This window comes from Methylorubrum sp. B1-46 (assembly GCF_021117295.1).
In the GTDB taxonomy this organism is placed as follows: Bacteria; Pseudomonadota; Alphaproteobacteria; order Rhizobiales; family Beijerinckiaceae; genus Methylobacterium.
On the sequence record NZ_CP088247.1, the window covers coordinates 1,822,120 to 1,846,006 of the forward strand.

The 23,887-nt window shown below is 71.3% G+C and carries 29 protein-coding genes and 1 tRNA gene; 13 read left to right on the top strand and 17 right to left on the bottom strand.

Features of this window, described 5'->3' with window-relative positions; all coding sequences use genetic code 11:
• Window positions 1-76: 76 nt before the first annotated feature.
• Window positions 77-412, bottom strand: a complete 336-nt coding sequence (locus LPC10_RS08485; RefSeq protein ID WP_182553624.1) for a hypothetical protein — start codon at window positions 410-412, stop codon at window positions 77-79.
• 144 nt (window positions 413-556) lie between these two features.
• Window positions 557-2,548: a helix-turn-helix domain-containing protein gene (locus tag LPC10_RS08490; RefSeq protein ID WP_231346297.1), complete on the bottom strand. Its 1,992-nt coding sequence runs from the start codon at window positions 2,546-2,548 to the stop codon at window positions 557-559.
• A gap of 565 nt (window positions 2,549-3,113) precedes the next feature.
• On the opposite strand from LPC10_RS08490, the gene LPC10_RS08495 reads away from it, so the two are divergent.
• The gene (locus LPC10_RS08495; RefSeq protein WP_182553626.1) at window positions 3,114-3,794 is read left to right on the top strand and encodes a hypothetical protein; all 681 of its coding nucleotides are present in this window, start codon (window positions 3,114-3,116) and stop codon (window positions 3,792-3,794) included.
• A gap of 58 nt (window positions 3,795-3,852) precedes the next feature.
• On the opposite strand, the gene LPC10_RS08500 is transcribed toward LPC10_RS08495, so the two are convergent.
• The 7 genes from LPC10_RS08500 to LPC10_RS08530 form a co-directional block, all read right to left on the bottom strand.
• Window positions 3,853-4,110 (bottom strand): hypothetical protein, encoded by a 258-nt coding sequence (locus LPC10_RS08500; protein WP_231346298.1) that lies wholly within the window; start codon window positions 4,108-4,110, stop codon window positions 3,853-3,855.
• Between the two features lie 108 nt (window positions 4,111-4,218).
• The gene (locus LPC10_RS08505) at window positions 4,219-5,037 is read right to left on the bottom strand and encodes a metallophosphoesterase (protein WP_231346299.1); all 819 of its coding nucleotides are present in this window, start codon (window positions 5,035-5,037) and stop codon (window positions 4,219-4,221) included.
• 22 nt (window positions 5,038-5,059) lie between these two features.
• Window positions 5,060-5,395 (bottom strand): hypothetical protein, encoded by a 336-nt coding sequence (locus LPC10_RS08510; protein ID WP_231346300.1) that lies wholly within the window; start codon window positions 5,393-5,395, stop codon window positions 5,060-5,062.
• Window positions 5,388-5,615: a hypothetical protein gene (locus LPC10_RS08515; protein WP_231346301.1), complete on the bottom strand. Its 228-nt coding sequence runs from the start codon at window positions 5,613-5,615 to the stop codon at window positions 5,388-5,390. The genes LPC10_RS08510 and LPC10_RS08515 overlap by 8 nt, the downstream gene beginning before the upstream one ends.
• Window positions 5,602-5,832, bottom strand: coding sequence for a hypothetical protein (locus LPC10_RS08520; RefSeq protein ID WP_231346302.1), 231 nt, complete (start codon window positions 5,830-5,832; stop codon window positions 5,602-5,604). Before LPC10_RS08520 ends, LPC10_RS08515 begins: the two co-directional genes overlap by 14 nt.
• Window positions 5,833-5,844: 12 nt before the next feature.
• The gene (locus tag LPC10_RS08525) at window positions 5,845-7,425 is read right to left on the bottom strand and encodes an AAA family ATPase (protein WP_231346303.1); all 1,581 of its coding nucleotides are present in this window, start codon (window positions 7,423-7,425) and stop codon (window positions 5,845-5,847) included.
• A 69-nt stretch (window positions 7,426-7,494) separates the two neighbouring features.
• Window positions 7,495-8,097 carry a hypothetical protein gene (locus tag LPC10_RS08530; RefSeq protein ID WP_231346996.1) on the bottom strand — a complete coding sequence of 201 codons (603 nt, stop codon included), beginning with the start codon at window positions 8,095-8,097 and terminating at the stop codon, window positions 7,495-7,497.
• 435 nt (window positions 8,098-8,532) lie between these two features.
• On the opposite strand from LPC10_RS08530, the gene LPC10_RS08535 reads away from it, so the two are divergent.
• The 8 genes from LPC10_RS08535 to LPC10_RS08570 all read left to right on the top strand — a co-directional run bounded on the left by LPC10_RS08535 (window position 8,533) and on the right by LPC10_RS08570 (window position 11,163).
• Window positions 8,533-8,955 (top strand): hypothetical protein, encoded by a 423-nt coding sequence (locus LPC10_RS08535; RefSeq protein ID WP_231346304.1) that lies wholly within the window; start codon window positions 8,533-8,535, stop codon window positions 8,953-8,955.
• Window positions 8,956-8,958: 3 nt separating this feature from the next.
• Entirely contained in the window at window positions 8,959-9,138 is a 180-nt protein-coding gene (locus LPC10_RS08540) for a hypothetical protein (RefSeq protein WP_231346305.1), read from the top strand.
• A gap of 84 nt (window positions 9,139-9,222) precedes the next feature.
• Complete coding sequence (locus tag LPC10_RS08545) at window positions 9,223-9,399, top strand: hypothetical protein (protein ID WP_231346306.1); 177 nt, start codon at window positions 9,223-9,225, stop codon at window positions 9,397-9,399.
• A gap of 2 nt (window positions 9,400-9,401) precedes the next feature.
• A complete protein-coding gene (locus LPC10_RS08550; RefSeq protein ID WP_231346307.1) occupies window positions 9,402-9,701 on the top strand; it encodes a hypothetical protein in 300 nt (99 codons plus the stop codon).
• The gene (locus tag LPC10_RS08555; protein WP_231346308.1) at window positions 9,694-10,056 is read left to right on the top strand and encodes a hypothetical protein; all 363 of its coding nucleotides are present in this window, start codon (window positions 9,694-9,696) and stop codon (window positions 10,054-10,056) included. Before LPC10_RS08550 ends, LPC10_RS08555 begins: the two co-directional genes overlap by 8 nt.
• A gap of 13 nt (window positions 10,057-10,069) precedes the next feature.
• Window positions 10,070-10,411, top strand: coding sequence for a hypothetical protein (locus LPC10_RS08560; protein ID WP_231346309.1), 342 nt, complete (start codon window positions 10,070-10,072; stop codon window positions 10,409-10,411).
• 7 nt (window positions 10,412-10,418) lie between these two features.
• Window positions 10,419-10,721 (top strand): hypothetical protein, encoded by a 303-nt coding sequence (locus tag LPC10_RS08565; RefSeq protein ID WP_231346310.1) that lies wholly within the window; start codon window positions 10,419-10,421, stop codon window positions 10,719-10,721.
• Window positions 10,722-10,932: 211 nt separating this feature from the next.
• On the top strand, window positions 10,933-11,163 hold the full coding sequence (locus LPC10_RS08570; RefSeq protein WP_231346311.1) for a hypothetical protein: 231 nt from the start codon (window positions 10,933-10,935) through the stop codon (window positions 11,161-11,163).
• Here LPC10_RS08570 and LPC10_RS08575 read toward each other — a convergent pair.
• The 8 genes from LPC10_RS08575 to LPC10_RS08610 all read right to left on the bottom strand — a co-directional run bounded on the left by LPC10_RS08575 (window position 11,160) and on the right by LPC10_RS08610 (window position 18,517).
• Window positions 11,160-11,384, bottom strand: a complete 225-nt coding sequence (locus LPC10_RS08575; RefSeq protein WP_231346312.1) for a hypothetical protein — start codon at window positions 11,382-11,384, stop codon at window positions 11,160-11,162. The genes LPC10_RS08570 and LPC10_RS08575 overlap by 4 nt on opposite strands.
• A 666-nt stretch (window positions 11,385-12,050) precedes the next feature.
• Window positions 12,051-12,125 (bottom strand) — tRNA-Gly (locus LPC10_RS08580).
• Window positions 12,126-12,237: 112 nt separating this feature from the next.
• Window positions 12,238-12,747, bottom strand: a complete 510-nt coding sequence (locus LPC10_RS08585) for a hypothetical protein (RefSeq protein WP_231346313.1) — start codon at window positions 12,745-12,747, stop codon at window positions 12,238-12,240.
• 170 nt (window positions 12,748-12,917) lie between these two features.
• Window positions 12,918-14,216, bottom strand: coding sequence for a type III glutamate--ammonia ligase (gene glnT / locus LPC10_RS08590; RefSeq protein WP_231346314.1), 1,299 nt, complete (start codon window positions 14,214-14,216; stop codon window positions 12,918-12,920).
• Window positions 14,217-14,305: 89 nt separating this feature from the next.
• The gene (locus tag LPC10_RS08595; RefSeq protein ID WP_096484651.1) at window positions 14,306-15,640 is read right to left on the bottom strand and encodes an FMN-binding glutamate synthase family protein; all 1,335 of its coding nucleotides are present in this window, start codon (window positions 15,638-15,640) and stop codon (window positions 14,306-14,308) included.
• Complete coding sequence (locus LPC10_RS08600; protein ID WP_231346315.1) at window positions 15,640-16,329, bottom strand: protein glxC; 690 nt, start codon at window positions 16,327-16,329, stop codon at window positions 15,640-15,642. The genes LPC10_RS08595 and LPC10_RS08600 overlap by 1 nt, the downstream gene beginning before the upstream one ends.
• The gene (locus LPC10_RS08605) at window positions 16,329-17,264 is read right to left on the bottom strand and encodes a glutamine amidotransferase family protein (protein WP_231346316.1); all 936 of its coding nucleotides are present in this window, start codon (window positions 17,262-17,264) and stop codon (window positions 16,329-16,331) included. The genes LPC10_RS08600 and LPC10_RS08605 overlap by 1 nt, the downstream gene beginning before the upstream one ends.
• 257 nt (window positions 17,265-17,521) lie before the next feature.
• Complete coding sequence (locus tag LPC10_RS08610; RefSeq protein ID WP_231346317.1) at window positions 17,522-18,517, bottom strand: GlxA family transcriptional regulator; 996 nt, start codon at window positions 18,515-18,517, stop codon at window positions 17,522-17,524.
• Window positions 18,518-18,625: 108 nt separating this feature from the next.
• On the opposite strand from LPC10_RS08610, the gene LPC10_RS08615 reads away from it, so the two are divergent.
• Genes LPC10_RS08615 through LPC10_RS08630 form a run of 4 tightly spaced genes read left to right on the top strand, consistent with a single transcriptional unit; the run spans window position 18,626 to window position 23,881 of the window.
• On the top strand, window positions 18,626-19,876 hold the full coding sequence (locus LPC10_RS08615; protein ID WP_231346318.1) for a sarcosine oxidase subunit beta family protein: 1,251 nt from the start codon (window positions 18,626-18,628) through the stop codon (window positions 19,874-19,876).
• 57 nt (window positions 19,877-19,933) lie between these two features.
• The gene (locus LPC10_RS08620; RefSeq protein ID WP_231346319.1) at window positions 19,934-20,221 is read left to right on the top strand and encodes a sarcosine oxidase subunit delta; all 288 of its coding nucleotides are present in this window, start codon (window positions 19,934-19,936) and stop codon (window positions 20,219-20,221) included.
• On the top strand, window positions 20,218-23,247 hold the full coding sequence (locus tag LPC10_RS08625; RefSeq protein ID WP_231346320.1) for a sarcosine oxidase subunit alpha family protein: 3,030 nt from the start codon (window positions 20,218-20,220) through the stop codon (window positions 23,245-23,247). The genes LPC10_RS08620 and LPC10_RS08625 overlap by 4 nt, the downstream gene beginning before the upstream one ends.
• The gene (locus LPC10_RS08630; protein WP_231346321.1) at window positions 23,240-23,881 is read left to right on the top strand and encodes a sarcosine oxidase subunit gamma; all 642 of its coding nucleotides are present in this window, start codon (window positions 23,240-23,242) and stop codon (window positions 23,879-23,881) included. Before LPC10_RS08625 ends, LPC10_RS08630 begins: the two co-directional genes overlap by 8 nt.
• Window positions 23,882-23,887: the final 6 nt, after the last annotated feature.

Consider the following 23,887-nt stretch of genomic DNA (forward strand, 5'->3'; position numbering starts at 1 on the left):
AACGCCAGTCCGGGCGGGCCTCGATGGGGACGGGTCGGTGCCGGGGAACGGACCTGCCTGGCGGGTTCCCAGGGCCTCAGGCGGGGGGCGGTGCCAACCGGTTCGCGACGGCTTGGTGGACGGCTTCGCGCTGCAAGGGAGCGCCACCGTTCGTGCGCCTCTGCAGGTGCCCCAGGGCGCGCCGGAGCACGTCGTCGAGCCGGACGGAGGGGTGGAGCCCACCCGTCCCTGAGCCCGTCTGCAGGGCATCCCGGAGGGCATCGACGATGGCGGCGTCGAGGGCCCGCGGATCCGGCGCGCCCGCATCCCGGCGTGCCTGGCGTTCAGCGCGCTTGCGGTCGCGGTCGGCCTCGCGCCGGGCACGGGCGGAGACGGTCGGGGGATGGGGCATGGCGGGAGGGGAGAGCATCATGGCTTCCCGATCCTGCCTACGGCCCTGGCAAGTGACCAGGGGGCCTGGAACGACAACGCCCGCCGCGGGGTCACCGGGCGGGCGAAGGTCTGGTCGACGATGTGGTGCAAAGTAGACCCGGCAGAGATCTCTCGATCCCAGGCCTCAATGTAGACGCGCCTCAGGCGACGGACAAGGCAGGTAGAGGTAGGGATCTATACCGACGCGCGCGAGGTGAGAGAGGAGCTTCGCCTCGTTCCAGGGCTTGAGGGGGGCGGAGTGATGCGGGCGGCCATCCGCCATCTCGATCTGCAGCGTCGAGGCCGCGCACATCATGTTGTCCCACGGCGAGCACCAGCCCTGCCTCTGGCCGTCGCGCTCCGCCTCCAGGGTGCGGGCACGGTAATACTCGTACAGGGCCAGGAGGCGCTGCAGGGGGCCGTGGATGAGCCAGGGCTGGGTCTGGGGCTGGGGCGCGGCCTTGGACTTGCGGCGGCTGGGGCGGGCCTCAGGGGCCTTGGCGGCGGGGGCGGCCGGTGCCGGGGTCTCGGGCGGGGCGGGGCAGGCAGGGCTGGCGTAGCCACCCTTTAGATTACGTGCCGGAACTGCGACACTCTCCGAGACGGTCTCCTCCGACGGGACGGGCTCGACCACCGTCTCGGCCGGGTGGGCATCGAGGGCGCGGTAGACGGTGGCGCGCGAGCAGTCGAGGATGCGGGCGATCTCGGTCACCGGCAGGTCCGCGGCGGCCTGGAACTCGCGGGCCAGCCGGGCGACCTCGGCGAGGGTCTGGGCGTGGGCGGCGCGGCTCGTGGCCCCCTCACGCTGGCGCCGGGCGGCGGACCGCTCCGTGGCCGTCTGGGTCGGCGCGTCGGGGCGAAGCAGGGTCAGGCCGAGCTCGTCGCAGAGGTCGGCGGGCAGGTTCAGGTCGGACCGGACCTTGGCCAGCTTCGGGGTGTAGAGCGGGGTGACGGCCTTGCCCTTGTGCATCCGCACCTCGCCGGCCTTGTGCTGGCGCAGGCGCCTCGCGACCGACCCGAGGTAGGCGCGCAGGTTCTCCTGCGTGAGGCCGTCGCCGACGACGTAGGGGCCGAGCTCCATCGCCCAGGAATCGGCGTCGCCGCCCACGCCGGTCCGCGCCCGGGCGACGGCGAGGTGGAAGCACACTAGGTCGCGCTTCTCCAGCCGGGCGAGACGGTCGGGACCGAGGGACAGGACGCGGAGGAGCTCGGCCTCGACGGCGCCCCACAGTCCCCGGGAATGCGTGCGCAGGCGCGGGGGCGCGACCGGACCGCCCTCGGCCAGGGCCTGCGCCTCGCGGGAGGCCCGGCGGGCGTCGCGCTCCTCGCGGTACAGCGCGGTCTCGGACCGGGAGAACGGGAGCACGGCGTCGGCGAGCGTGTCGAGGTCGTGGCGCTGCACGTCCTCCCAGCTCTCGGGCCAGAGGAGGCGGACGCGCTCCTGGCTCTTCTCGTTGACGCTGCCGGCGACGCGGTGGACGCGGGCCATGTCGCCCACGCTCCAGTCGAGGTCCATGCCGGCCCACACGGCAGCGTTGGCGGCGGCCTTGGCCCGGACGCGCTCGGCGTTGGCGGCGCCGGTCTGGACGGCCTCGCCCCACAGGCAGCGGATCAGGCGCCGCACGCGGGCCTGGACGCAGGCACGGAGGGGGCGGCGGGACAGCCACACGCACCACAGGCCGCGGCCGGAAAACAGGATGTAGCTCGGCCGCGGGATCCCAGCGGCATCCATGCGGGCGAGCAGGATGCCCGCGATCTCCTGGGGCGGCATACCGAAGAAGGGGCTGCCCGGCTTGATCTCGCAGTCCGCCCACATCAGGGCATTCACGCGCGCGAGGGCGTGGGCGCCGCGGGCTTCGTAGTGTCGCTGGAGCGAGACGTGGGATGCGGCGTGCGCGGCCGGGTCCCTGGCGAGCTCGCGGGTGCGGAGCTGGACGCCTTCGGCGAACCGGCTGTCGACGATGACCGTGGCGTTGCCGCGGGCGCGGGGGGCGTGGACGGTGCGGAGGTGGGCGAGCTTGGCCTGGAGGGCGGTGCGCTCCTCCTGCTCGCGCAGCAGCGTCGCGACGTCGGCCCGGTCCATCAGGACGGACGGGACCGGCGGGACAGCGTAGGCCTGGCGAGGGGTGAGTGGCATCGGGCTCTGCGGGTCGTCGCAGGGCACCACACCCGCGAACCTGCACAGTGTGGGTCGCGTCGCGCCCTTCCACAAGCGGGGCAGTTCGGCCCCGAGGGTCGGAGGTTAACGGCCCGAAACCTTCCCGCGAGAGACCCTGATACACACCCCGTCCAGGCCCCTGGGTCGCCGCCACGCCATGCCGCGCGCACCGGCCGGTAGGGGAAGGACCGGCGATGCGATCCTGACCCCCTGACGGGCATCCAGGAGCCTCGAAAAAATCTTGGGCAATCCCTCGCGGCACCGCAGCACGGCCGGCGGCTGCCGGTTGCATGCGGCACTGAGTGGGGGATCACCCCTCATTGAAATCATGTTGTTTTGTGGCGGTGTGTGGCTCTGGCCCCGCTGGGCCGCCCACCTCCGCGTGGAGGAGCGCGAGGCCAAGCGCGCCAGGATCCAGGGTGAGCTCCGCCTCGGCTACCCGCGTCAGTAAAGAGAACCGAACACCAGTTAGCTACGCAGCGGCCCAGGGATAACTCTCCCGGGCCGCTTGCGTTTGGGCGAGGCCGTCCCAGGCTCATTAACCATGGATCCGAACGCCCAGCTCGCCCTCGTCATCGTCACCGGCCTCCTCGCCTTCGCAGGGCTTTTCCGCCCCGAGGTCAGGAAGAAACTCGGCGACCTGCGAGCCCTCACGTTCCCGGGAGGATCAGCCGACCTGACCGGCGGCGAGGCGGCCGCTCAGATCGAGGCCCAGAAACACGCGCCAGAAACCGAGCGGCTCCCCGTCCCGACACCCGAACCCGGCGAGCGGCTTCCGGAACTCCCACCGCCCAGCCCCGTGTACGGTCCGCTGGAGACCGAACTGCGCCACCGCATCGAGACGGTCGTGCCGGGCGGCCTCGACGTCCAGATGGCGTGGGCGGTTCGGATCGCCGTCGCCGCTCAAGTCGAGCGAGATCACGAGCAAACCTACAGGCTGATATTCGGGAGCCAGATCACAGCCCTGAAGGAGTTGAACGTCCGCGGGCCCATAACTGTCGCGCAGGCCAAGGAAATATACGCCCTCACCGCCCTGCGGAATTACCCCGACATCTTCAAGCCAGAGACGTTCGAGGCGTGGGGCGACTACCTGCTCACGCGGGGTCTGGTGGCGGTCGAGCGGCAACCCGTAGACGACGATACTCGGGCCGCGCTCACCCCGCTCGGGAAGGACTTCCTCATGTTCCTGACGGGCCGTGGCCTGAGCGAGCACAAGTGGGGCTGAGGTCGGACTAAGCGATCGTTTCGTTTTCGGGGAGCCAGGGGCAAAACGAAACGATCGCTTAGTCGCCGGTCCCGAGGTCGGCGGTCCCCGAGGCGCAGGCGGCCGTGTTGGAGGCGAACTCGCCGTTCGGGAACAGGACCATCCGGCCCAGGCGCCCGACGTCGATCATCACCATCTCCATGCTCTGGACCGCTACGCCAGATTCCGTGCGCGCCGTCCAGCGCCCCGTCCGGGTGTCGCGTGTCTCGCACCGCACCCGCACGCGCCACTCGCCGGGACCGGTCCGGACGAAATCCAGACCCGTCGTCACGGTCACGGGGCCGCGGAGCTCGACCGCCCCGGCGGACCAGCGGGCCTACCATGACGCCCGCGACGGCGGGAGGGGCCGCCACGAGGGCGACCGCGATGAGGATCGCGCGCATGCTCAGACCTCCAGGATCAGGGCCGGGTCGAAAGCCGGGTTCTCGACCTCCCGCGTCGCCGGCCGGAGGCGGGATGCTAGCCGCTCCGTCACGTAGCCTCGCGGGTTCGCCACGACCCGCGTGGCCCCGACCGTGTAGTCCCGGCACTCGTGGATGTGCCCGTGGATCCAGACCGCCGGCGCCGTCGGCCCCTCCAACACCGCGGAGAGGTCGGAGGCGTAGGCGGCGTCCAGCGGCGTCCGCCAGCCGCCGCCGCGCAGGCTCCGCTCGTGCGGGGCATGGTGCGTGACGACGACCGTCGGGCCCGCGTACGGCTCCGCCAGCGCGGCCTCGATGCGCTGGCGTTGCTCGCGGTGCAGGTCGGCGGAGAAGCGGGGCAGGAACTTGCTGTAGTCCTGCGGCCCCCTGCGCCACTTGATCCGCCGCACGTCCCGCATGCCGCCCTCGCGCGCGGCCCCCTCCGACATCGCGCGGGCCTGCTCGTCCAGGCGGAGAGACCAGTCCGTCCAGAGCGTCGCGCCGATGAACCGGACCCCCGCGATCTCGGCGACCTCGCCCTCGATCAGGAGGTGGATCCCGGCGGCCGCCGCCAGCTCGCGCGCCTCGGCGACCTCCTTCTGGTACGTCGTTCTCCAGAAGTCGTGGTTGCCGGGCACGTAGACGACGGGGCCGGCGAGCCCCCGCAGCCACGGCAGGACGCGGTCGCACAGGCGCTCGCACACGTCCCCGGCGATGACGGCGACGTCGTGCTCGGGCGGGTCGAGATCGAGCGGGTGCACGTCGAGATGCAGGTCCGAGAGGACCCAGAGGCGGGCGGTCATGGCGGGAGTCCTCCGGCCGCGCTCAGAGGAGCGCCCAGGCCGTGCCGTTGCTTGTGAATACTGCGACCCTACAGGCCAAAGCTTTCCGAAACCCTGGCCGGAAGGTGAAATACGGTGCCATCCACGGGCTGTACCCGATCTCGACGGCGCCCTCGGGGACGCCGGCGAAATCGGTGCGGGTGCCGCGCGCGACCGCGTGAACCGAGCGCTGTCCGGTGCGCAGGCACGCCGCGCGGCCGCCGGGTTGGACGACGAGGCGCACGTCCCGGAGCGCGATCTCGGGCAGGTGCGCGACGACGCGGCCGCCCTCTCGCACCGACCAGACCCGGCGCGAGAGGTTGCGGTAGACGTCAGTCATCGAGGGGCGGCGTCGGCAGGGGCGCGAACGCCAGCGCCACGTTCTCCGCCTCGATGGCGACGGCGGCCGCCGCGGCCGGGGACAGCATGCCGGCCCGGACGAGCCTGCCGGCGCGTAGGACGCGGGCGCGGAGCCCCCGCCCGGAGAGCGAACAGATGCGCCCGCTCTCCCACGCCGCCTGGATCCGGTCGGCGGTCGCTGCGATCTCACCGGGGCTCACGGCGCGCCTCCTGGAGCGGGGGCAGGCCGAGGGCCGAGTTGAGGGCGCGGTTCGCCGCGACGAGGGCCTCGGGCCCGGTGATGGCGCGCTCGTCCGCCAGGCGGATGACGTGGAGCATGTACTGCTCCATGCCCGCCGCCGCGGCCGGGTGGACGGTCCCCGCCGCGCGGTGCGAGCGGAGCGTGGAGAGCAGGTAGTCGAGGACGGGAGCGTGCATGGCCTGTCCTCCCTAATGGCGCGGGCCGAGGGCGCGGCTGTCGAAACAGACCGCCACGCAAGCCGTGAGCTCGCGGAGCGAGCCTCCGCGCCAGAACGCGTACAGGCTCTCCATCTCCGAGGCGTCCAGGGCCGCCTCGGACGGGTGCATGCCCCGCTCGCGGCAGAGCGCCTCCGCGATCTGGGGCGCGAGGGCCGCGAGGTGCTCCCGGCCGGGACGCGGCACGTGGATCACCCGGCACCGGTCCCGGAGCGGGCCGGCGACGCGCGCCAGGTCGTTCGCCGTGATGACGTACGAGACCGGCGAGAGGTCGACCTCACACTCAAGGTAGACGTCGTACAGCCGGCGCGCCGACGTCGATTCGAGGTACGGCAGCAGCGTCGAGACGAGAGACCCGTTGTGGTCCGAGGTCGCGGCCTTGTCCCCCTCGTCGACGACGATCAGGACGTTCGCCTGCCTCGCCCGCCGGATGGCCTGCAACGGGATGCTGGCGCGGCCGGAGTGGTAGGCCCGGGACGTGCCGCCGAACATGCCGTCGGCCACGCCGGCGGCGCTGAACAGCGTCGCGGGCAGGGTGAGGACCTCGCCGATGGCCAGGCCCGCCGAGGTCTTCCCGCTGCCCGGAGGGCCCACGAGGAGCGTGGGACGCAGGCGGGCGTAGGGCGCGCCGACGAGGTCGCTGGCGACGGCGTCGGCCAGCGCCGGGGCCCACGGCACGCGCCGCAGCAGCGCGGCATGGACGGCCTCGGGGTCCGGCGCCGGCGTGACGGGCAGAATCCGGTCGGCGACGTCACGGAACTCCGCCCGCGGGCCCGCCCGCGTGTCGGCGAGGTGCGTCAGCGGGGGCGCCACCCGGACCCCGGCCGGGGGCGCTTCCACGGCCTCGTCACCGAGGTCGAGGGGGTCGAAATCGGGATCCCGCGGGTCCGTGCCGGTGTCGTCGCGGACCGGGCCCCGGACCGCGCCCCGGAGGGTGGAGCCGCTCTCGCCCCGGTCGAGCGCCGCCCAGAACCGGACGACCTCGCTCTCGGCGAGGAGCTCCTGGGCCGCCCGCTCGCGCATCAAGGCGCGGTGGACGGGCTGTGTGTGGTCGTGCCCACCCTGCAGAATCTGGTGCGCCAGGTACGAGAGCTCCGCGCGCGTGAGCATGAGAGCCCAGCGCTCGCAGTCGTCGAACGAGCCGCCGAGATGGACGTCGGTCTCGTGCATGGCGAGGACGGAGTTCGCGTAGTCCCCGAGCCAAGCGGTGGAGAACCGGCAGCGGGAGGCGTACTCCCGGCAGTCGTCGCGCACGTCCGACGTGAGCCGGGTGTCGGCGGCGGCATCCGCGAAGGCCTCCGTTAGCGTGGATGCCACCGCCACGGTGACGGTGCCCTCGTCGAGGGCGGCCAGGGCGTCGAGCACGCCGCGCGGCAGCCCGTCGAGCGGGATCGAGCGGGACCACGCGAGCAGGTCCGGGCCGGGGTGCCCCCAGAGCAGGGGCCAGCCGTAGCGGAGCTGACGCAGGGTCGCGGGGGCGGTGACGGTGTCGGGGGGCGTGTACGCGTGGCGCAGCGCCCGGGCGCGCTCCGCGCGCCGGATCTCGTCTGTCATTGGTCTACTCCCACTGACAGCCTTCCCGCGGAAGGCCTGATAAGGGACTTTGACCGTAGCAGCGCCGGGTTAAGGCTTCGTTTCGCGCCGGGCCCGGGCCGCGGCGGAGTCTGCCTGCATCCCGCCGACGAGCTCCAAGGCGCGCGCCAGCATGCCGTCCAGCCGCTCCTGGAGGAGATCCTGGCCCTGCGGCGACAGGCGGCCGCCCGGCGCCAGCGAGACCTCCTCGTCCCCCTCGCGCGCGGCATCCTTCACGGCCTCGTCCCACATCCACGCGACGGCGAGCATCAGGTGGCCGAGGGCGCGGGGAGACCGGCTCGCCGCGGCGCGGCCAAGCAGCGACAGGATGGCCGGCGGCAGGCCGTGCGAGAGGATCCGCCCGCGCATCATCGAGCGCGTGTTCATGCCGGTGATGGCCGAGAGGTCGCTGGTCCACTCTCGCGGCCCGAACAGCCGCCGCGCCGCGGTGTCGATGGCCTCCCAGAGGGGCTCGGCGATGGCGTCATGCTCCACGGGCTGCCCGTCGATCAGGGCCTGGCGCCCGTCGTAGGACAGCACCGAGCCCACGTTCCGGGCGGTGATGACTGCGCCCAGTTCCTTGAGCCGGGTCGGGTTCACGAGCCCGACGGGCGTGCCCACGACCGGCACGCCGTCGGGGATCGGGTGGAGCATGATGCGCACTGAACGGACGGTCCTGAGGAGGGCGCGAGGATCCGCGCTCCCGACGTTCCTGCCACCGCGAGCCGCCACAGGCCAGGGTTAACGCGGTCGCCGACGCCGCAGGCCGAATGGTTCGTATACGCGACATCTCGGGGGCGGGGCGGTCCGGATGTCGCGTATAGAGGCCACTGTCGGAACCGCATGGTTAACGCGGTCGCCGACACCGGCCGCCGGGCAACTCATATAGCTTGTGTCGGGGACCCCGGGGGCCCGGATAACTCATTTACGAGTTCATCCAGGCCCCCGCCGCCGTCAACATGGTTACCGCAACCGGCGGCAGGACCCCTGTTCCGGGGCCGCGCCGAGGGTAGCCTGAGGGCATGGCCTGGATCGATTTCCTGAGCGGCAACACAGGCGCCGCCGTCCCCATCGACCCCCGAGACGCGGATGACTACTGAGCGCGAGATCGACGCCCTGGCGGCGACGCTGGCGGACCTGAGCGAGGACGAGGAGGCCGCGCTGCAGGTCTCCCTGCTCGCCATCAAGGCGGAGCGGGTCCGGGCCGAGGAGAAGCGCCTCGACCGCCTGCGGGCCATGACGGATTTCCAGGTCGTCGACTTCATCATCAGGTCCGCCCACCCCGACCCGAAGGTGTCCGTGCGGGTTCTCCGGGACGCCGGCTTCGTCCGGGGCGTCACCCTGCAGGCGGCCTATCGCGCCGGGTACGAGCGCTACGGTCACGAGCACCTTGGCAGCGGCCACCCGCTGCAGGACGAGGATGACTACGACTACGTGCGGGGCCGTGACTACGACCTCCGCGAGCTGGCGAAGGACGACGACGTTCCCGGCTACATCCTGAAAGGGGCCTGAGCCATGTCGTTCTCCCGTCACGTCTACACGCGCTCTGCCGCCTCCGTCCGGGTCCTGGAGTGGCTGTACGAGAACCCCGAAGGCGCGCTCTTCGTCTACCGCGACGGCGAGCTCGTCGAGCGCACCGGCCCCGAGGACTGGTCGACCCTGCGGGCGCTCGAACGCTCGGGCGACGTCTGGTAGCGGGGGACGCGCCCGGAGCGCTTCAGCAAGCGCAACCGCGCCGGCGAGTTCCGGATCACCTTCACCCTGTCCGAGGCGACGCGGATGGGCATCCGCTGGGACCGAGAGACCCCTGCCCACGAGAAGGCCGCCAGCATCGTCTCCCGGTCCGCCATGGAGACCGACGACCACGAGGTCGACAGCCTGATCGCGGCGGCCGCCATGTGGCTCCGTACCGAGGGGGCGAGGATCGCCGCCGCCACGAAGCAAGGAAGGTCCTGATCATGGTGATGCTGCCCGGGTGGCAGGAGCGGTTCGCCGCCATGCAGGCCGAAGCGCGCGAGCGGGCGAAGCCCCGCCCTGGTCATCGCCTGCATAGCCTGCAGGATCTCCTCGCGAACCCGGACCTGCCCGACGGCACGCAGATGGACGAGGCCTTCATGAACGGCCTTATCTACGGGGGATGGGAGCTGGCGGTGCTCAACCGGCTCGACGCCTACGTCGATCACCCCAACATCCTGCGCCGCCGGTCCGCCCGCACCAAGGATGGCGACCTCCCGCAGGTGGGGAGCTTCCATGGCTGAGGCGACCCACGAGCGATTCGTCCGCACCGTCATGGAGCACATGTGCGCCTCCCTCGACCTCTCCTACGACGAGGTGATGGCCGAGCGCGACCGTGACGAGCGCGAGCGCCTGAGGCGGATATGGCGGGAGACACAGGACCTCGCCGGGCGCCGCGCGGCCGCCCTGTCGCCGGGCGCGGTGACCTACTCGGTGGGCAGCACGGACAAGAAGCTGGCCCGCGAGCTGGCGCGCCGGCTCGACAGCGGCCGTCCGTTCACCCCGCGTCAGTGCCAAGTCGCCGCCTACCTGGCGTGGCGCTACCGCCGCCAGATCTCCGGGCGCATCGTTCCGGGCGGCCCAGTCGCGAAGCCGTAGGAGGCCGCAACGCATGAAGACCTCGACGTACGACCTCTTCCTCTCGCGCGCCGACGGCGCCCGCATCGAGGCGTGGCAGATCGGGGATCGGACGGTCTCGGAGGATGAGGCCCGGCGCCGGCTATCCGCCATCGAGCTCTCGTCAGAGGACTGGGTGAGCCCGAAGGGGGGCGAGCCGGGGGACCGGGAGGCGCTCGACCTTGAGAGGTTCGGCGCGCAGGCCTGGACCGCCGAGTGGGTCCTCTTCACCATCGGCACATACGAGGGCGGCATGTGGGTCTACGGCGCCCCGCGCCACCCGCCCGTCCGCACCCGCGACGCCGGCCTGCCGCAGGTGGGGTCCTTCCATTGCTGACGCTGACATGACGCACGACGAGTTCCTGCGCCTCGAATTCGCGCACCGCTGCGTCGCCAACTCCCAGTTCGCCGACCGCATGCGCGAGGTGTGGGATTCGGCGCCGGGCGGCTCGGCCGGACTGACGCTGGAGGAGTGGATCGCGCGGTTCGGCGGGGTCACCGGCCTGACGCCGTACCAGGTGCAGGTGTCCCGCATGATCGGCGCCATGAGCGAGACCGCCCGGCCGCCCCTCGGCAAGCGCCTCTCCATCCGCGCCCGCCGCCGGTGGCAGGGCCGCGCCCGCGCCTGGCTCAGGAGGACGGCATGACCGGGCGCGAGAAGGCGGCCGCTGACGCGGCCCTGGCCGCCATGCCCACGGGCGTCCTGCGGCGGGTCCAGGCCTAAGGCGTCGTCACCTCCTTCGAGGTCGACGAGGCCGCCGGGACGTGGTCCGTGGAGTTCGACATCACCTATCTCGGGTCCGCCGAGCCCGAGTGCCGGGACACGTGCCTGAGAGCCGACGACGCGAGGAGGGGAGCGTGAGCCACACCCTGATCATCAACGGCGCCGGCCTGCTGGCACGCCGGGCGCTGGCGGCGGTCGGCCTCGATGCCGAGGTCGACACTATCGAGATCGAACGCTCGGGCGACCTGGTCACGATCAACGGCCGGGTCTCCACCCCGGAGGCCGCTGGGCAGGTGTTCGAGGCCTGGGACAGGGAGCGCAGGTTCCGCCAGCGCTTCCGCCTGTTCCCCGGCGGCGAGGACTAGGGCAGTCTCGCGAGCACCTCGCGCACGACCGCCTCGACCGCGTCGCCGATCCCCTCGACCTCGCGCCCGTGCTCCCGGACCTCGTGCAGGGCGACGGGATCCCGCCCCCGGCGGACGACGACGGTGGACCGTTCCGGGCCGACCATCACGCGGACGGTGACCTCGACGACCTGCCCGGCGCCGGGGCCGTCCTCGACGGGGTGGAGGGGGGCCTCGCTCATGGCGGCGATGATCGCCGGGGCCGCGGCCCCCAGCAATCGGGGTGACGAATCGGTCCACATCCCACACCCTGGCCGCGCGGTCCCCGTGCACGGCGGCCGCGCCCTGGCCGGGGGGCTTGCCGCGGCATGAGAGGGGTCCCCGGTCGCGCGCCGGGGGCCCCTTCTGGTTTTCACGCGAGCGTGTGACGGCGGGCCCAGGCGGGGGAATTCACCCGAGCGTGTGAACCTCAGGCGGCGCGTGGGCAGGGCCGCGTCGTCGGTCGCGCGACGAGGAGCTCGCGCCGGTACGCCAGGCAGACGTCCGCCACGGCGGGCTGGCCGGTATGGCGCGTCGCCGGCGCCGGCCCCTCGATGCGGGCGTGGTGCCGGCAGGTCGAGCACCGCCCGGCGGGATCCTCACGCCGGAACCCGCGGACGTCGTCGGGGACCGCGAAAGGGCGCGTGCCAGTGAGAGAGGTGAGGCCGAGGTAGGCGTTGGCGGGCATGTCCGTCTCCGGGGGGGGGACAGACCATTCTTCGTGCGAGCCTGCCGGAGTTCGACATGGGGTATCGGCTAGGCGCCGGCAGCCGGGTGGATGCCAGCCGGCTCGCAGGCTGCGGCTGGTATCGATCTGGTATCCACGCCCGGGGTGGGACGTCATCCACAGGCTAAGTTGTTGTGAAGCATGGAGCGGGCGATCGGGATCGAACCGACGACATTCAGCTTGGGAAGCTGACGTTCTACCACTGAACTACGCCCGCATCCGGCCGCGCTCGGCGCGGTGACCCGCCCTCGAGCCGGAGCGTACTTTTCGAGCGGCAAGGCTTCGAAAGCACTCCATTTTCATAAGCGATGGCGGGCGCCTGTCCACCCCTAAAATGCGCCTGAGCCGCGTCGCGCCATTCGTGCACCCGCGCTGCGGCCGGCGATCAGCCAGTAGACGAGGCCGGAGGCGGCGCCCGTCACGAGAAGGATTGCGGCGAGCCGTGTTTCCGCGCCCGCTGCCGCCGAGCCGGCGGCTAGCGGTGGGCCGCCGCGGGCAAGCCAGGGCAGGAGCGCCGTGAGAAGCCCCGTCGCGCCGCCATACCAGAACGGGGAGCGCAGCCCGAGCGTCTCGCCCACGAGCGCGGTCAGTGTCGGCGGCAGGATCAGCAGGAGGCCGAGGGCCTGGGCGAGGAGAATCACGGCCATCACTGCCATGTCCGGCGGAAGGCCCTGCGCGAGATCCGACAGGCCGGCGAAGAGGCCGACGAGGCCGAGTTCGCCTAACGTCTGGCGGAAGGTCGGATCGAGGAGCACTCCGGCGCTGAGCGTCAGGGCGCCGGCCGGAATCGCCAGAATCAGGGCGATAACGGAAAGGAGGAGGCGTCCGAGCCACGTCATCGGTGATCGGGTCCTTCTCTCGCTTCGCCGGAGGCGGCAACGGGAGAGACCGATAGGCCGGGCGAGCCGGACAGGGCAACGGCTTGCGTTCCCGCCCGAGCCACGGTCCGGTCACCGATGCGTGGGGATGGCATCCGCCCCGAACGATCGGGCGGATGCCTTCGAACCGCTCAGCAATCGAGCGTGGTGTCGCGCTCCCATTGCGTCAGGTGGCGGCAGTAATCGTCCCATTCCGAGCGCTTGAGCTTGAGGTAGCTCGGCACGAAGGCGCCGAGCGCCTCGTTGAGGACCGGGCTGGCCTCCAGCGCGCGAAGGGCATCGAGCAGGTTGAGCGGCAGGCGCTTCACGCCCTCGACGGTGTGACCGTCGGTGTACATGTTGATGTCGAGGCGCGGGCCCGGATCGCGGCCCTGCCGGATGCCGTCGAGGCCGGCGGCGAGGATGCCCGCCTGGAGCAGGTAGGGGTTGGCCGCGCCGTCGGCGAGGCGGAACTCGAAGCGCCCGCCATCCGGAATGCGGATCATGTGGGTGCGGTTGTTGCCCGTATAGGTCACGGTGTTCGGCGCCCAGGTTGCGCCGGAGGTCGTGCGCGGCGCGTTGATGCGCTTGTAGGAGTTCACGCACGGGTTGGTGAGGGCGGCGAGCGCGTCGGCCGAGTGGATCAGGCCGCCGATGAAGTGGTAGCCGAGCTTCGACAGGCCGATCTCGTCCGAGCGGTCGGAGAAGACGTTCTGGCCGTCGCGCCAGAGCGAGACGTGGGCGTGGCAGCCCGAGCCCGTCAGGTCCATGAAGGGCTTGGGCATGAAGGTCGCGCGGAAGCCGTGCTTCTCGGCGATCGAGCGCGTCATGTACTTGAAGAAGGCGTGCCGGTCGGCGGTGATCAGAGCGTCGTCGTAGTCCCAGTTCATCTCGAACTGGCCGTTCGCGTCCTCGTGGTCGTTCTGGTAGGGCTTCCAGCCGAGGCTCAGCATCGCGTCGCAGATCTCGGTGATCACCTCGTAGCGGCGCATCAGAGCGGATTGGTCGTAGCAGGGCTTGGTCTGCTTGTCGGCGGTGTCGGCGGGCTCCGAGCCGCACGGCGTGATCAGGAAGAACTCGCACTCGACGCCGCTCTTCATCTGCAGCCCCTCGCGGGCCGCCTCCTTGATCAGGCGCTTGAGGATGTTGCGCGGGCCCTGCTCGACCGCCTTGCCGTTCATTACGAGGTCGGCGGGCAGCCAGCCGACTTCCGGTTTCCAGGGGAGCTGGATCAGCCCCTCGGGGTCGGGCATCGCCAGAAGGTCGGCGTCGGCCGGGCTCATGTCGAGCCAGGTGGCGAAGCCGGCAAATCCCGCGCCGTTGCGGCAGGTGCTGGCGATCGCGGCGGCCGGCACCAGCTTGGCGCGCTGCGTGCCGAACAGGTCGGTGTAGGAGACGAGGAAATACTTGATGCCGCGTTCCCGGGCGGCGGCTTCGAGTTCGTGCGTCATTGCAAGAATCCTCCCGGCTTGGTGGTTCGGCCCCATCGCCACAAAAGAAAGAGGGCCGCCCTCGAAGCCTCGGGAGCGGCCCTCGCAGATCACATGCCCGTCTTGCCGGGGATCCAGCCGGTGCCGGCGAGCGGCACTTGCGCCATGGCCGCGGCCTCGATGGTGAGCGCCACCAGATCCTCGGGTTCGAGGTTGTGCAGGTGGCTCTTGCCGCAGGCCCGGGCGATGGTCTGGGCCTCCAGCGTCATCACCGCGAGGTAGTTGGCGAGCCGGCGGCCGGCGAGCTCCGGATCGAGGCGCTTGGCCAGTTCCGGATCCTGCGTGGTGATGCCGGCGGGGTCGCGGCCCTCGTGCCAGTCGTCGTAGGCGCCGGCCGTGGTGCCGAGCGCCTCGTACTCGGCCTGCCAGCGGGGATCGTTGTCCCCGAGCGCGATCAGGGCGGCGGTGCCGATGGCGACCGCGTCGGCGCCGAGCGCCAGCACCTTGGCAACGTCCGCGCCGGAGCGGATGCCGCCGGAGACCACGAGCTGCACCTTGCGATGCAGGCCGAGATCCTGGAGCGCCTGCACGGCCGGGCGGATCGCGGCGAGCGTCGGGATGCCGACATGCTCGATGAACACGTCCTGGGTCGCTGCGGTGCCGCCCTGCATGCCGTCGAGCACCACCACGTCGGCGCCCGACTTCGCGGCGAGCGCGGTGTCGTAGTAGGGGCGCGAGGCGCCGACCTTGACGTAGATCGGCTTCTCCCAGTCGGTGATCTCGCGCAGCTCCTCGATCTTGATCGCGAGGTCGTCCGGCCCGGTCCAGTCCGGGTGGCGGCAGGCGGAGCGCTGATCGACGCCGGGGGGCAGGCAGCGCATGCCGGCGACGCGCTCCGTGATCTTCTGGCCGAGCAGCATGCCGCCGCCGCCGGGCTTGGCGCCCTGGCCGATCACCACCTCGATGGCGTCGGCCTTGCGCAGGTCGTCCGGATTCATGCCGTAGCGCGACGGCAGGTACTGGTAGACCAGGGTCTTGGAGTGGCCGCGCTCCTCTGGCGTCATGCCGCCGTCGCCCGTGGTGGTGGAGGTGCCGGCGATGGTGGCGCCGCGCCCGAGCGCCTCCTTGGCGTTGGCCGAGAGCGAGCCGAAGCTCATGCCGGCGATGGTGACCGGCGTCTTCAGGTGGATCGGCTTCGAGGCGAAGCGCGCGCCCAGCACCACTTCGGTGCCGCAGCGCTCGCGGTAGCCCTCCAGCGGGTAGCGGCTGATCGAGGCGCCGAGGAACAGGAGGTCGTCGAAATGCGGCAGGGCGCGCTTCGCGCCGGCGCCACGGATGTCGTAGATGCCGGTCGCCGCCGCGCGGCGGATCTCGGACATCACGTCGGGGGTGAAGGTCGCCGACAGACGCGGCTTGGTGCGCGGAGGCTGGCGGTGATCCGTCATCAGTAGGCTCCGGCGTTGTCGACGTGGAAGTGGTAGAGGGTGCGGGCCGAGCCGTAGCGGCGGAACTCGCTCGGGTTCACCTCGCCGGCGAGGCCGGCGGCGGCGAGCTTGTCGGCGAGTTCCCGCAGGTGCTCGTCGCGCATGGGCTTCTCGACGCAGTCGGCGCCGAGGCTTTTCACCGAGCCGCGCACGTAGAGCTTCGCCTCGTAGAGCGAGTCGCCGAGCGCCTCGCCGGCGTCCCCCAGGACGGTGAGGGTGCCGGCTTGGGCCATGAAGGCCGACATGTGGCCGATCGAGCCCTTCACGACGATGTCGACGCCCTTCATCGAGATGCCGCAGCGGGCGCCCGCATTGCCGTCGATGATGAGCATGCCGCCATGCGCCGTGGCGCCGGCCGATTGGCTGGCATCGCCCCGCACGTGGACGAGGCCGGAGATCATGTTCTCGGCCACCCCCACGCCCGCATTGCCGTTGACGAGAACGGTGGCGAGCTTGTTCATGCCGGCGCAGTAATAGCCGACATTGCCCTCGATCTCGACGGAGACCGGCGCGTCAAGCCCGGCGGCGATGGCGTGGCGCCCGTCCGGACCGGTGACGGTCCAGTGCGTTTCGTTGGTATCGGGCCGCAGGGCGTGGAGCGCCCGGTTCAGCTCGCGCAGCGGCGCGGATCGCAGGTCGAAGCTCGGCATCACTGGCGCTCCCCGGAGGCGTGGTTGCCGCTCGTGCGCTCCCACGCGTAGACCTTGGCCGGCTCGGGCTCGAACACGCGGGCGGTGTCGATGCCGGGCAGGCCGACCAGCGCCCGGTACTCGGAGCCGAAGGCGACGTAGTCGTCGGTCTCGGCCATCACGGCGGGCTTGCAGGCGATGGGGTCGCGCACCACGGCAAAGCCCGTCTCGGTGCCGACGACGAAGGTGAAGAAGCCGTCGAGATCGGTCAGGCTCGATTCCAGCGCCTGCTTCAGGGACGCGCCCTCGCGCATGCGCCAGCTCAGGTAACCGGCGGCGACCTCGGTGTCGTTCTGCGTGGCGAAGCTCAGGCCCTCGTGCCGGAGGCGGCGGCGCAGGTCGTTGTGGTTCGACAGCGAGCCGTTATGGACGAGGCACTCGTCGGTGCCGGTCGAGAACGGGTGGGCGCCGTTGGTCGTCACCGCGCTCTCGGTGGCCATGCGGGTGTGGCCGATGCCGTGGGTGCCGGACATCTTCTCCAAGGTGAACCGCTCGGCGACGGAGGCCGGCAGGCCGACCTCCTTGTAGATCTCCATCCGCCTGCCCGCGCTCACCACGTCGATGCCCGGTGCGTTGGTCTTGAGCCAGGCGCGGATCTCGCTCTCGCGCTCTGCCGGGATGGACAGGACGGTGTGGGTATCGCGCTCGGTCGCTTGCGCCGAGAGGGACAGCGCCCCTTCCATCTTCGAGACGGCCTCTCGCAGGGCCGAAGCGCCGGGTCCGCGCAGGGTCAGCTTCACGCTGCCCGTATCCGAAACACCGTCCGAGCCGTAGACCGCGAAGCCCGCGCTGTCGGGGCCGCGATCGGTCATCGTCTCCAGCATCTTGGAGAGCATCGCGCCGAGCTGCGGTTCGAGCTTCGGATTCTTGAGGAATAGTCCGACAATACCGCACATCGGCGTCGCCCCGTCCGTTCGATCACTGTCGAGAGGGATCGCATGGTGTGACGGCTACGTCAACTTTCAAGCACGAAAATTTCCTCTCATGAAACGCTGGTCTCGCGATCGAGCCGGTGGTTCCCGTCACGCCTGCGTCATTGCGAGGCGAAGCCGTGGCAATCCAGGGCGCGGCCTGTCCGGGGATGTCGCGTTCTGGATCGCTTCGCTGACGCTCGCGATGACGGCGGGAGAGACGGACGCGGCCGGCCTCGATCTCAACCCTCCGCCCCCTGCCGCTGCCGTCGCCGCTCGGCCCGCGACAGCTCGTCGGCGCTGGCAAAACCCGTCGCGGTGGCGATCTCGGTCCGGCTCAGCGCGCTCTCGCGGCCGAGCTGGTGCGCCCGGTCGAGGCGCAGCCCCAGATAATGCCGGTGGAGGCCCCGCCCGAGGCCACCGCGAAACAGCCGCTCCAACTGCCGCACGGATACGTGGGCGAGATCCGCCAGGGTCTCGCGGGAAAGCGGCGCCTCGAGGTTCGCCTCCATTGCCGCGAGCACCCGCAGCAGGCGCGGGTCGCGCACGCCGAAGCGCTGGCGCAGATCCATCCGTTGCGGGCTCACGCCCTCGCGGATCCGGTTGTGCAGGAACCAGTCGCTGACGCCCGCCGCGAGCCCGGCGCCGTGGTCGCGTCCGATCAGGTCGAGCATCAGATCCAGCGCCGCGATGCCGCCGGAGCAGGTGATGCGATCGCCCTGGATCTCGAACAACGAGCGGACCACGTCGATCTCGGGATAACGCTCCTCGAACGCCGGCACGTGTTCCCAGTGCAGCGTGCAGCGGCGCCCGGCGAGCAGGCCGGCGCGGGCGAGCAGGTACGGGCCGCCGGAGATACCGCCGAGCGTCGCCCCGTGCCGGGCGAGCCCGCGCAGCCACGCGAACAGGGCGGGATCGTCGAATTCGGCCGGGTTGCCGCCGGCGCAGACGAAGATGCGGTCGGCGTCCGCGCTCGCGCCCACGGTGACGTCGGTGAGGATGCCGAGTCCGTTCGACGCCTGCACCATGCCGCCACCGGGTGCGGCGTGCCACCAGCGATAGAGTTCGCAGCCCGACAGCGTGTTGGCCGCGCGCAGCGGTTCGACCGCCGCGGTGTAGGCCATCAGCGGAAAGTCCGGCACCAGCACGAAGCCGACCGTGCGCGGGGCGGGGGTGACGGCCTGCGGCGCCCTGCGCCCGGAGCGCGCCCGGCCGGTCGGTGCGTGTGCCTCATGCATTTCGACGTGATGTGCCGGAATCATGTCGCGAAATGCAAGTCCAACTGCGGGCATGTCCGCTAGTGATGGGGCGAGCGACACTCCTCCGGCGATTGAGCGGATTCCCGCATGCGCTACTCTCTCTTCAGCGTCCTGGGACAAGCCCTGCGCGGCCAGCGGGACTGGACCCCGCAATGGCGCGACGCCGCCCCGCAGGAGGCCTACGACGTGGTGATCGTCGGCGGCGGCGGGCACGGGCTGGCCACCGCCTACTATCTCGCCAAGGAGCACGGCATCACCCGCGTCGCCGTGCTGGAGAAGAGCCACGTCGGCTCCGGCAATGTCGGGCGCAACACCACGATCGTGCGCTCGAATTACGGCCTGCCCGGCAACATCCCGTTCTACGAGCGGTCGATGAAGCTCTGGGAGGGGCTGGAGCAGGACATCAACTACAATGCCATGGTCAGCCAGCGCGGTGTGCTGAACCTCTACCACTCGGACGCCCAGCGCGATTCTTACGCCCGCCGCGGCAACGCCATGCGGCTCGCCGGGATCGATGCGGAACTTCTCGACCGCGAGGGCGTGCGCCGCCTCGTGCCGTTCATCGATTTCGACAACGCCCGCTTCCCCGTGAAGGGCGGCCTGCTCCAGCGTCGCGGCGGCACCGTGCGCCACGATGCCGTGGCCTGGGGCTACGCCCGCGCCGCGAGCGACCGCGGCGTCGACATCGTCCAGAACTGCGCCGTCACCGGCATCCGCCGCGAGAACGGCCGCGTCACCGGCGTCGAGACCAGCCGCGGCTTCATCCGCGCCAACAAGGTGGCGATCTCGGTGGCCGGCTCGTCCTCGCTGCTCGCCGGCATGGTCGACATGCGCCTGCCGATCGAGAGCCACGTGCTCCAGGCCTTCGTCAGCGAGGGCGTGAAGCCGCTGATCGACGGCGTGATGACGTTTGGGGCCGGCCACTTCTACGTCAGCCAGTCGGACAAGGGCGGCCTCGTCTTCGGCGGTGATATCGACGGCTACAATTCCTACGCCCAACGCGGAAACCTCCACACCATCGAGGACGTGATGGAAGGCGGCATGGCGCTGTGGCCCGGTCTCGGGCGCCTGCGGCTGCTGCGCCACTGGGGCGGCATCATGGATATGTCGATGGACGGAAGCCCGATCATCGACCGCACCGATATCGGCGGCCTCTACCTCAACGCCGGCTGGTGCTACGGCGGCTTCAAGGCGACGCCGGCCGCGGGCTTCTGCTTCGCCTACCTGATCGCCCGCGACGAACCGCATGCGGATGCGAGCGCCTACCGCCTCGACCGCTTCGCCACCGGCCATCTCATCGACGAGAAGGGCATGGGCGCCCAGCCCAACCTGCACTGACGCTTCCTTGGCGGCGCCCGCTGCAGCGGGCACCGATCTCGAAGAGGACGATACGCCATGCGCATCCGATGCCCCCATTGCGGCGAGCGCGACAACGGGGAGTTCAGCTACCTCGGCGACGCCGCGCCTCAGCGTCCCGACGGGATGGAGGCCTCGGCGGCGGCCATGCACGACTACGTCTATCTGCGCGACAACCCGGCCGGGACGATCCGCGAGCTCTGGTACCACGCCGCCGGATGCCGCTCCTGGCTGGTCGTGACCCGCGACACCCGCACCCACGCGATTGAATCGGTGGAGCCGGCGCGCGATGTCGCGCGGGCGCGCCGCTCGGGAGAGGCCGCATGACCACGCTCGCCCTTCAGCGTGCCGAGGCACCCGCCTCCATGGCCGCAGACACGCAGCCCTTCCGCACCGCCACCGGTGGCCTGATCGACCGCAACCGGCCGCGCGATTTCACCTTCGACGGCCGGCGCCTCACCGGCTTCCACGGCGACACCCTGGCCTCGGCCCTGCTCGCCAACGGCGTGCGCCTCGTCGGCCGCTCGTTCAAGTATCACCGACCACGCGGCATCCTCTCGGCCGGCTCGGAGGAACCGAACGCCCTGGTGGAGCTGCGCTCCGGGGCGCGACGCGAGCCCAACACCCGCGCTACGATGGCCGAGCTCTACGAGGGGCTGGAGGCGACGAGCCAGAACCGCTGGCCCTCGCTCGCCGTCGATGCGCTCTCGGTCAATGCTCTGCTCTCGCCGGTCTTCGCCGCGGGCTTCTACTACAAGACGTTCATGTGGCCGGCTTCCCTGTGGGAGAAGCTGTACGAGCCGATGATCCGGCGCGCGGCGGGCCTCGGGCGTGCCGCCGACGCCCCCGATCCCGACACCTACGACCACGCCCACGCCCATTGCGACGTGCTCGTCATCGGCGGCGGCCCGGCCGGCCTGTCGGCGGCTTTGGCCGCCGGCCGCTCGGGCGCGCGGGTCATCCTCGTCGACGAGGACTTTTCGACCGGCGGCCGCCTGCTCGCCGAACGGCGCGAGATCGGCGGCGCGAGCGGGGCCGAGTGGGCAGCCCGCGCGCTGGCCGAGCTGGAGAGCCTGCCCGAAGTCCGCATCCTGTCGCGCACCACCCTGTTCGGCGTCTACGATCACGGCGCCTACGGCGCGGTGGAGCGCGTCTCCGATCATGTCGCGGTGCCGGCCGCCTACGCCCCGCGCCAGCGGCTGTGGCGGATCGTGGCGCGGCGCGCGGTGCTCGCGGCTGGCGCCATCGAGCGCCCGCACGTCTTCGGCGGCAACGACCGGCCCGGTGTGATGCTGGCCGGCGCGGTGCGGACCTATCTCAACCGCTACGGCGTGCTGCCGGGCCGCCGCCTCGCCGTGTTCACGTCGAGCGACGACGGCTGGCGCACCGCCGCCGACATCCTGGCCGCCGGCGGAGGGCTTGCGGCGGTGATCGACACCCGTGCCTCTATTCCCCCTGCGCTACGCCGGATGGCGGAAGCCGCAGGTGCCCGGGTGGTGGCCGGCGGGTACGTCGCCGGCACCAAGGGCCATCTCGGCTTGAGCGCGATCCAGGTCGTGGACGGCTACCACAGCACCGAGACGATCGCCTGCGATGGCCTTGCCATGGCCAATGGCTGGAACCCGATCGTCCATCTCGATTCGCATCTCTCGCGCCGGCCGGTCTGGGACGAGGCGATCCACGCCTTCGTGCCGGGTGCCCTCCCCTCCGGCATGCGGGCGGCGGGCGCCGCCGCCGGGCGCTTCACCCTGGCCGAATGCCTGGAGACCGGCGCGCGGGCCGGCGCCGAGGCTGCCGCGGATTGCGGCTTCAGCGCCACGGCCGAGGCCACGCCTCGGACCGACCCGGAGAGTGTGGATCACACGCCGCTCTGGCGCGTGCCCAAGCCCCGTGGAAAAGCCTTCGTCGACTTCCAGAACGACGTGGCCGCCTCCGACGTCGAACTCGCTCACCGCGAGGGCTTCCGTGCGGTCGAACTGCTGAAGCGCTACACCACCCTCGGCATGGCGACCGACCAGGGCAAGACCTCGAACCTCGCCGGCCTCTCGATCATGGCCGAGCTGACCGGCAAGGACATCCCCAGCGTCGGCACCACGGTGTTCCGTCCGCCCTTCACGCCGGTCGCCATCGGCGCCTTCGCCGGCCACCACCGCGGCAAGGATTTTCGCGCGACCCGCCACGTCCCCTCGCACGCCTGGGCGGAAGAGAACGGCTGCGTCTTCGTCGAGACCGGCCTGTGGCTGCGCCCCGCCTACTTCCCGAAGGCCGGCGAGACCGATTGGCTCGACACGGTGGTGCGGGAGGTCGAGACCGTGCGCGCCCGCGTCGGAATCTGCGACGTCACCACGCTCGGCAAGATCGACATCCAGGGCCCCGATGCGCTCGCCTTCATTGAGCGGGTCTGCGCCAACCCCTTCGCAACGCTCCCCGTCGGCAAGGCGCGCTACGCCGTGCTGCTGCGTGAGGACGGTTTCGTCATGGATGACGGCACCGTCGTGCGCCTCGGCGAGACCCACTACGTCATGACCGCCTCGACGGCGAACGCCGCGCGGGTGATGCAGCACCTCGAATTTTGCCGGCAATGGTTGTGGCCGGACCTCGACGTGCAGCTCGCATCGGTCAGCGAGCAGTGGGCGCAATACGCGATCGCCGGCCCCCGCGCCCGCGATACGCTCCGCCGCATCGTCGATCCCGGCTTCGACATCGGAAACGAGGCCTTCCCGTTCCTGGCCTGCGCCGACATCACCGTCGGCGGCGGCATTCCGGCGCGGCTGTTCCGCATCTCGTTCTCGGGCGAACTCGCCTACGAGCTGGCGGTGCCCGCAAGCTACGGCGATGCGGCGTGGCGGGCGGTCATGCAGGCGGGCCTGCCCTACGGCATCACCGCCTACGGCTCCGAGGCGCTCTCGGTCATGCGCATCGAGAAGGGCCACGCAGCCGGCGCCGAGATCAACGGCCAGACCACCGCCCGCGATCTCGGGCTCGGCGGCATGCTCGCCAAGAAGAAGGACTATGTCGGTCGCCTGATGAAGGAGCGTCCCGCGCTCACCGATCCGGATCGGCCGATCCTGGCGGGCTTCCGGCCGGTCGATCCGAGCGCGCGGCTGCGGGCAGGCGCCCATTTCCTGAGCCTCGACGCGGAGGCGAGCCTGGCGGCGGACGAGGGCGTGATGACGTCGGTCGCCTACTCGCCGAGCCTGCGGATGTGGATCGGCATCGGCCTGATCCGGCGCGGGCCGGAGCGCCACGGCGAGCGGGTCCGCGCATACGATCCGGTGCGCGGCGCCGATATCGAGGTCGAGATCTGTTCGCCCATCTTCGTCGATCCCAAGGAGGAGAAGCTGCGTGTCTGAGCCGGCAACGACCCAAGCTTCGGCTTCCCGAGCGCCCTCACCGCTCTGGCGCCCCCGCGGCGCCTGGGAGGGGGCGGCGAAGACCGGACGTTACGGCGCGGCGAAGGGCCCGGCGGGCATCCGTCTGACACTCCGCGACGGTTTCGGGCTCGCCACGCTCATCGCGGCGGACGGAAAGGAAGCCGACTTACGAGCGATCCTGACCGAGCGCTTCGGCCTGTCTCTGCCGGAGGCCGGCGCGGCACAATTCGAAGGCGAGCGCGGCCTGATCTGGTCGGCGCCGGGCCAGTGGCTGGCGGTGGCGCCGTCGCCGCGCGATTTGCGGGACCTGCCCGAGGCCCTGCGCAGCGTCGCGGCGGTCACCGACCAGAGCGACAGCCGCGCCCTGGTGCGGATCTCCGGCCCGCAGGCACGCGCCATGCTGGCCAAGGGCGTGGCGGTCGATCTGCATCCCCGCGCCTTTGGGCCGGGGCAGGCTGCGGTGACGAGCATCGCCCATATCGGCGTGCAGCTCTGGCAGCGCGATACGGGACCGACCTACGACCTCGCGGTGGCCCGCAGCTTCGCCGGAAGCTTCTGGCACTGGCTGGAGCACGCGGCCGCCGAGTTCGGCTACGCGGTCGAGGACGCGTAGGCCGCC

Coding starts and splice junctions, on each gene's coding strand:
- LPC10_RS08485 (WP_182553624.1), bottom strand. CDS start 412: ATGATGCTCTCCCCTCCCGCCATGCCCCATCCCCCGACCGTCTCCGCC.
- LPC10_RS08490 (WP_231346297.1), bottom strand. CDS start 2,548: ATGCCACTCACCCCTCGCCAGGCCTACGCTGTCCCGCCGGTCCCGTCC.
- LPC10_RS08495 (WP_182553626.1), top strand. CDS start 3,114: ATGGATCCGAACGCCCAGCTCGCCCTCGTCATCGTCACCGGCCTCCTC.
- LPC10_RS08505 (WP_231346299.1), bottom strand. CDS start 5,037: ATGACCGCCCGCCTCTGGGTCCTCTCGGACCTGCATCTCGACGTGCAC.
- LPC10_RS08510 (WP_231346300.1), bottom strand. CDS start 5,395: ATGACTGACGTCTACCGCAACCTCTCGCGCCGGGTCTGGTCGGTGCGA.
- LPC10_RS08520 (WP_231346302.1), bottom strand. CDS start 5,832: ATGCACGCTCCCGTCCTCGACTACCTGCTCTCCACGCTCCGCTCGCAC.
- LPC10_RS08525 (WP_231346303.1), bottom strand. CDS start 7,425: ATGACAGACGAGATCCGGCGCGCGGAGCGCGCCCGGGCGCTGCGCCAC.
- LPC10_RS08530 (WP_231346996.1), bottom strand. CDS start 8,097: ATGCTCCACCCGATCCCCGACGGCGTGCCGGTCGTGGGCACGCCCGTC.
- LPC10_RS08535 (WP_231346304.1), top strand. CDS start 8,533: ATGACTACTGAGCGCGAGATCGACGCCCTGGCGGCGACGCTGGCGGAC.
- LPC10_RS08540 (WP_231346305.1), top strand. CDS start 8,959: ATGTCGTTCTCCCGTCACGTCTACACGCGCTCTGCCGCCTCCGTCCGG.
- LPC10_RS08545 (WP_231346306.1), top strand. CDS start 9,223: ATGGGCATCCGCTGGGACCGAGAGACCCCTGCCCACGAGAAGGCCGCC.
- LPC10_RS08550 (WP_231346307.1), top strand. CDS start 9,402: ATGGTGATGCTGCCCGGGTGGCAGGAGCGGTTCGCCGCCATGCAGGCC.
- LPC10_RS08555 (WP_231346308.1), top strand. CDS start 9,694: ATGGCTGAGGCGACCCACGAGCGATTCGTCCGCACCGTCATGGAGCAC.
- LPC10_RS08560 (WP_231346309.1), top strand. CDS start 10,070: ATGAAGACCTCGACGTACGACCTCTTCCTCTCGCGCGCCGACGGCGCC.
- LPC10_RS08565 (WP_231346310.1), top strand. CDS start 10,419: ATGACGCACGACGAGTTCCTGCGCCTCGAATTCGCGCACCGCTGCGTC.
- LPC10_RS08575 (WP_231346312.1), bottom strand. CDS start 11,384: ATGAGCGAGGCCCCCCTCCACCCCGTCGAGGACGGCCCCGGCGCCGGG.
- LPC10_RS08585 (WP_231346313.1), bottom strand. CDS start 12,747: ATGACGTGGCTCGGACGCCTCCTCCTTTCCGTTATCGCCCTGATTCTG.
- glnT (WP_231346314.1), bottom strand. CDS start 14,216: ATGACGCACGAACTCGAAGCCGCCGCCCGGGAACGCGGCATCAAGTAT.
- LPC10_RS08595 (WP_096484651.1), bottom strand. CDS start 15,640: ATGACGGATCACCGCCAGCCTCCGCGCACCAAGCCGCGTCTGTCGGCG.
- LPC10_RS08600 (WP_231346315.1), bottom strand. CDS start 16,329: ATGCCGAGCTTCGACCTGCGATCCGCGCCGCTGCGCGAGCTGAACCGG.
- LPC10_RS08605 (WP_231346316.1), bottom strand. CDS start 17,264: ATGTGCGGTATTGTCGGACTATTCCTCAAGAATCCGAAGCTCGAACCG.
- LPC10_RS08610 (WP_231346317.1), bottom strand. CDS start 18,517: ATGCATGAGGCACACGCACCGACCGGCCGGGCGCGCTCCGGGCGCAGG.
- LPC10_RS08615 (WP_231346318.1), top strand. CDS start 18,626: ATGCGCTACTCTCTCTTCAGCGTCCTGGGACAAGCCCTGCGCGGCCAG.
- LPC10_RS08620 (WP_231346319.1), top strand. CDS start 19,934: ATGCGCATCCGATGCCCCCATTGCGGCGAGCGCGACAACGGGGAGTTC.
- LPC10_RS08625 (WP_231346320.1), top strand. CDS start 20,218: ATGACCACGCTCGCCCTTCAGCGTGCCGAGGCACCCGCCTCCATGGCC.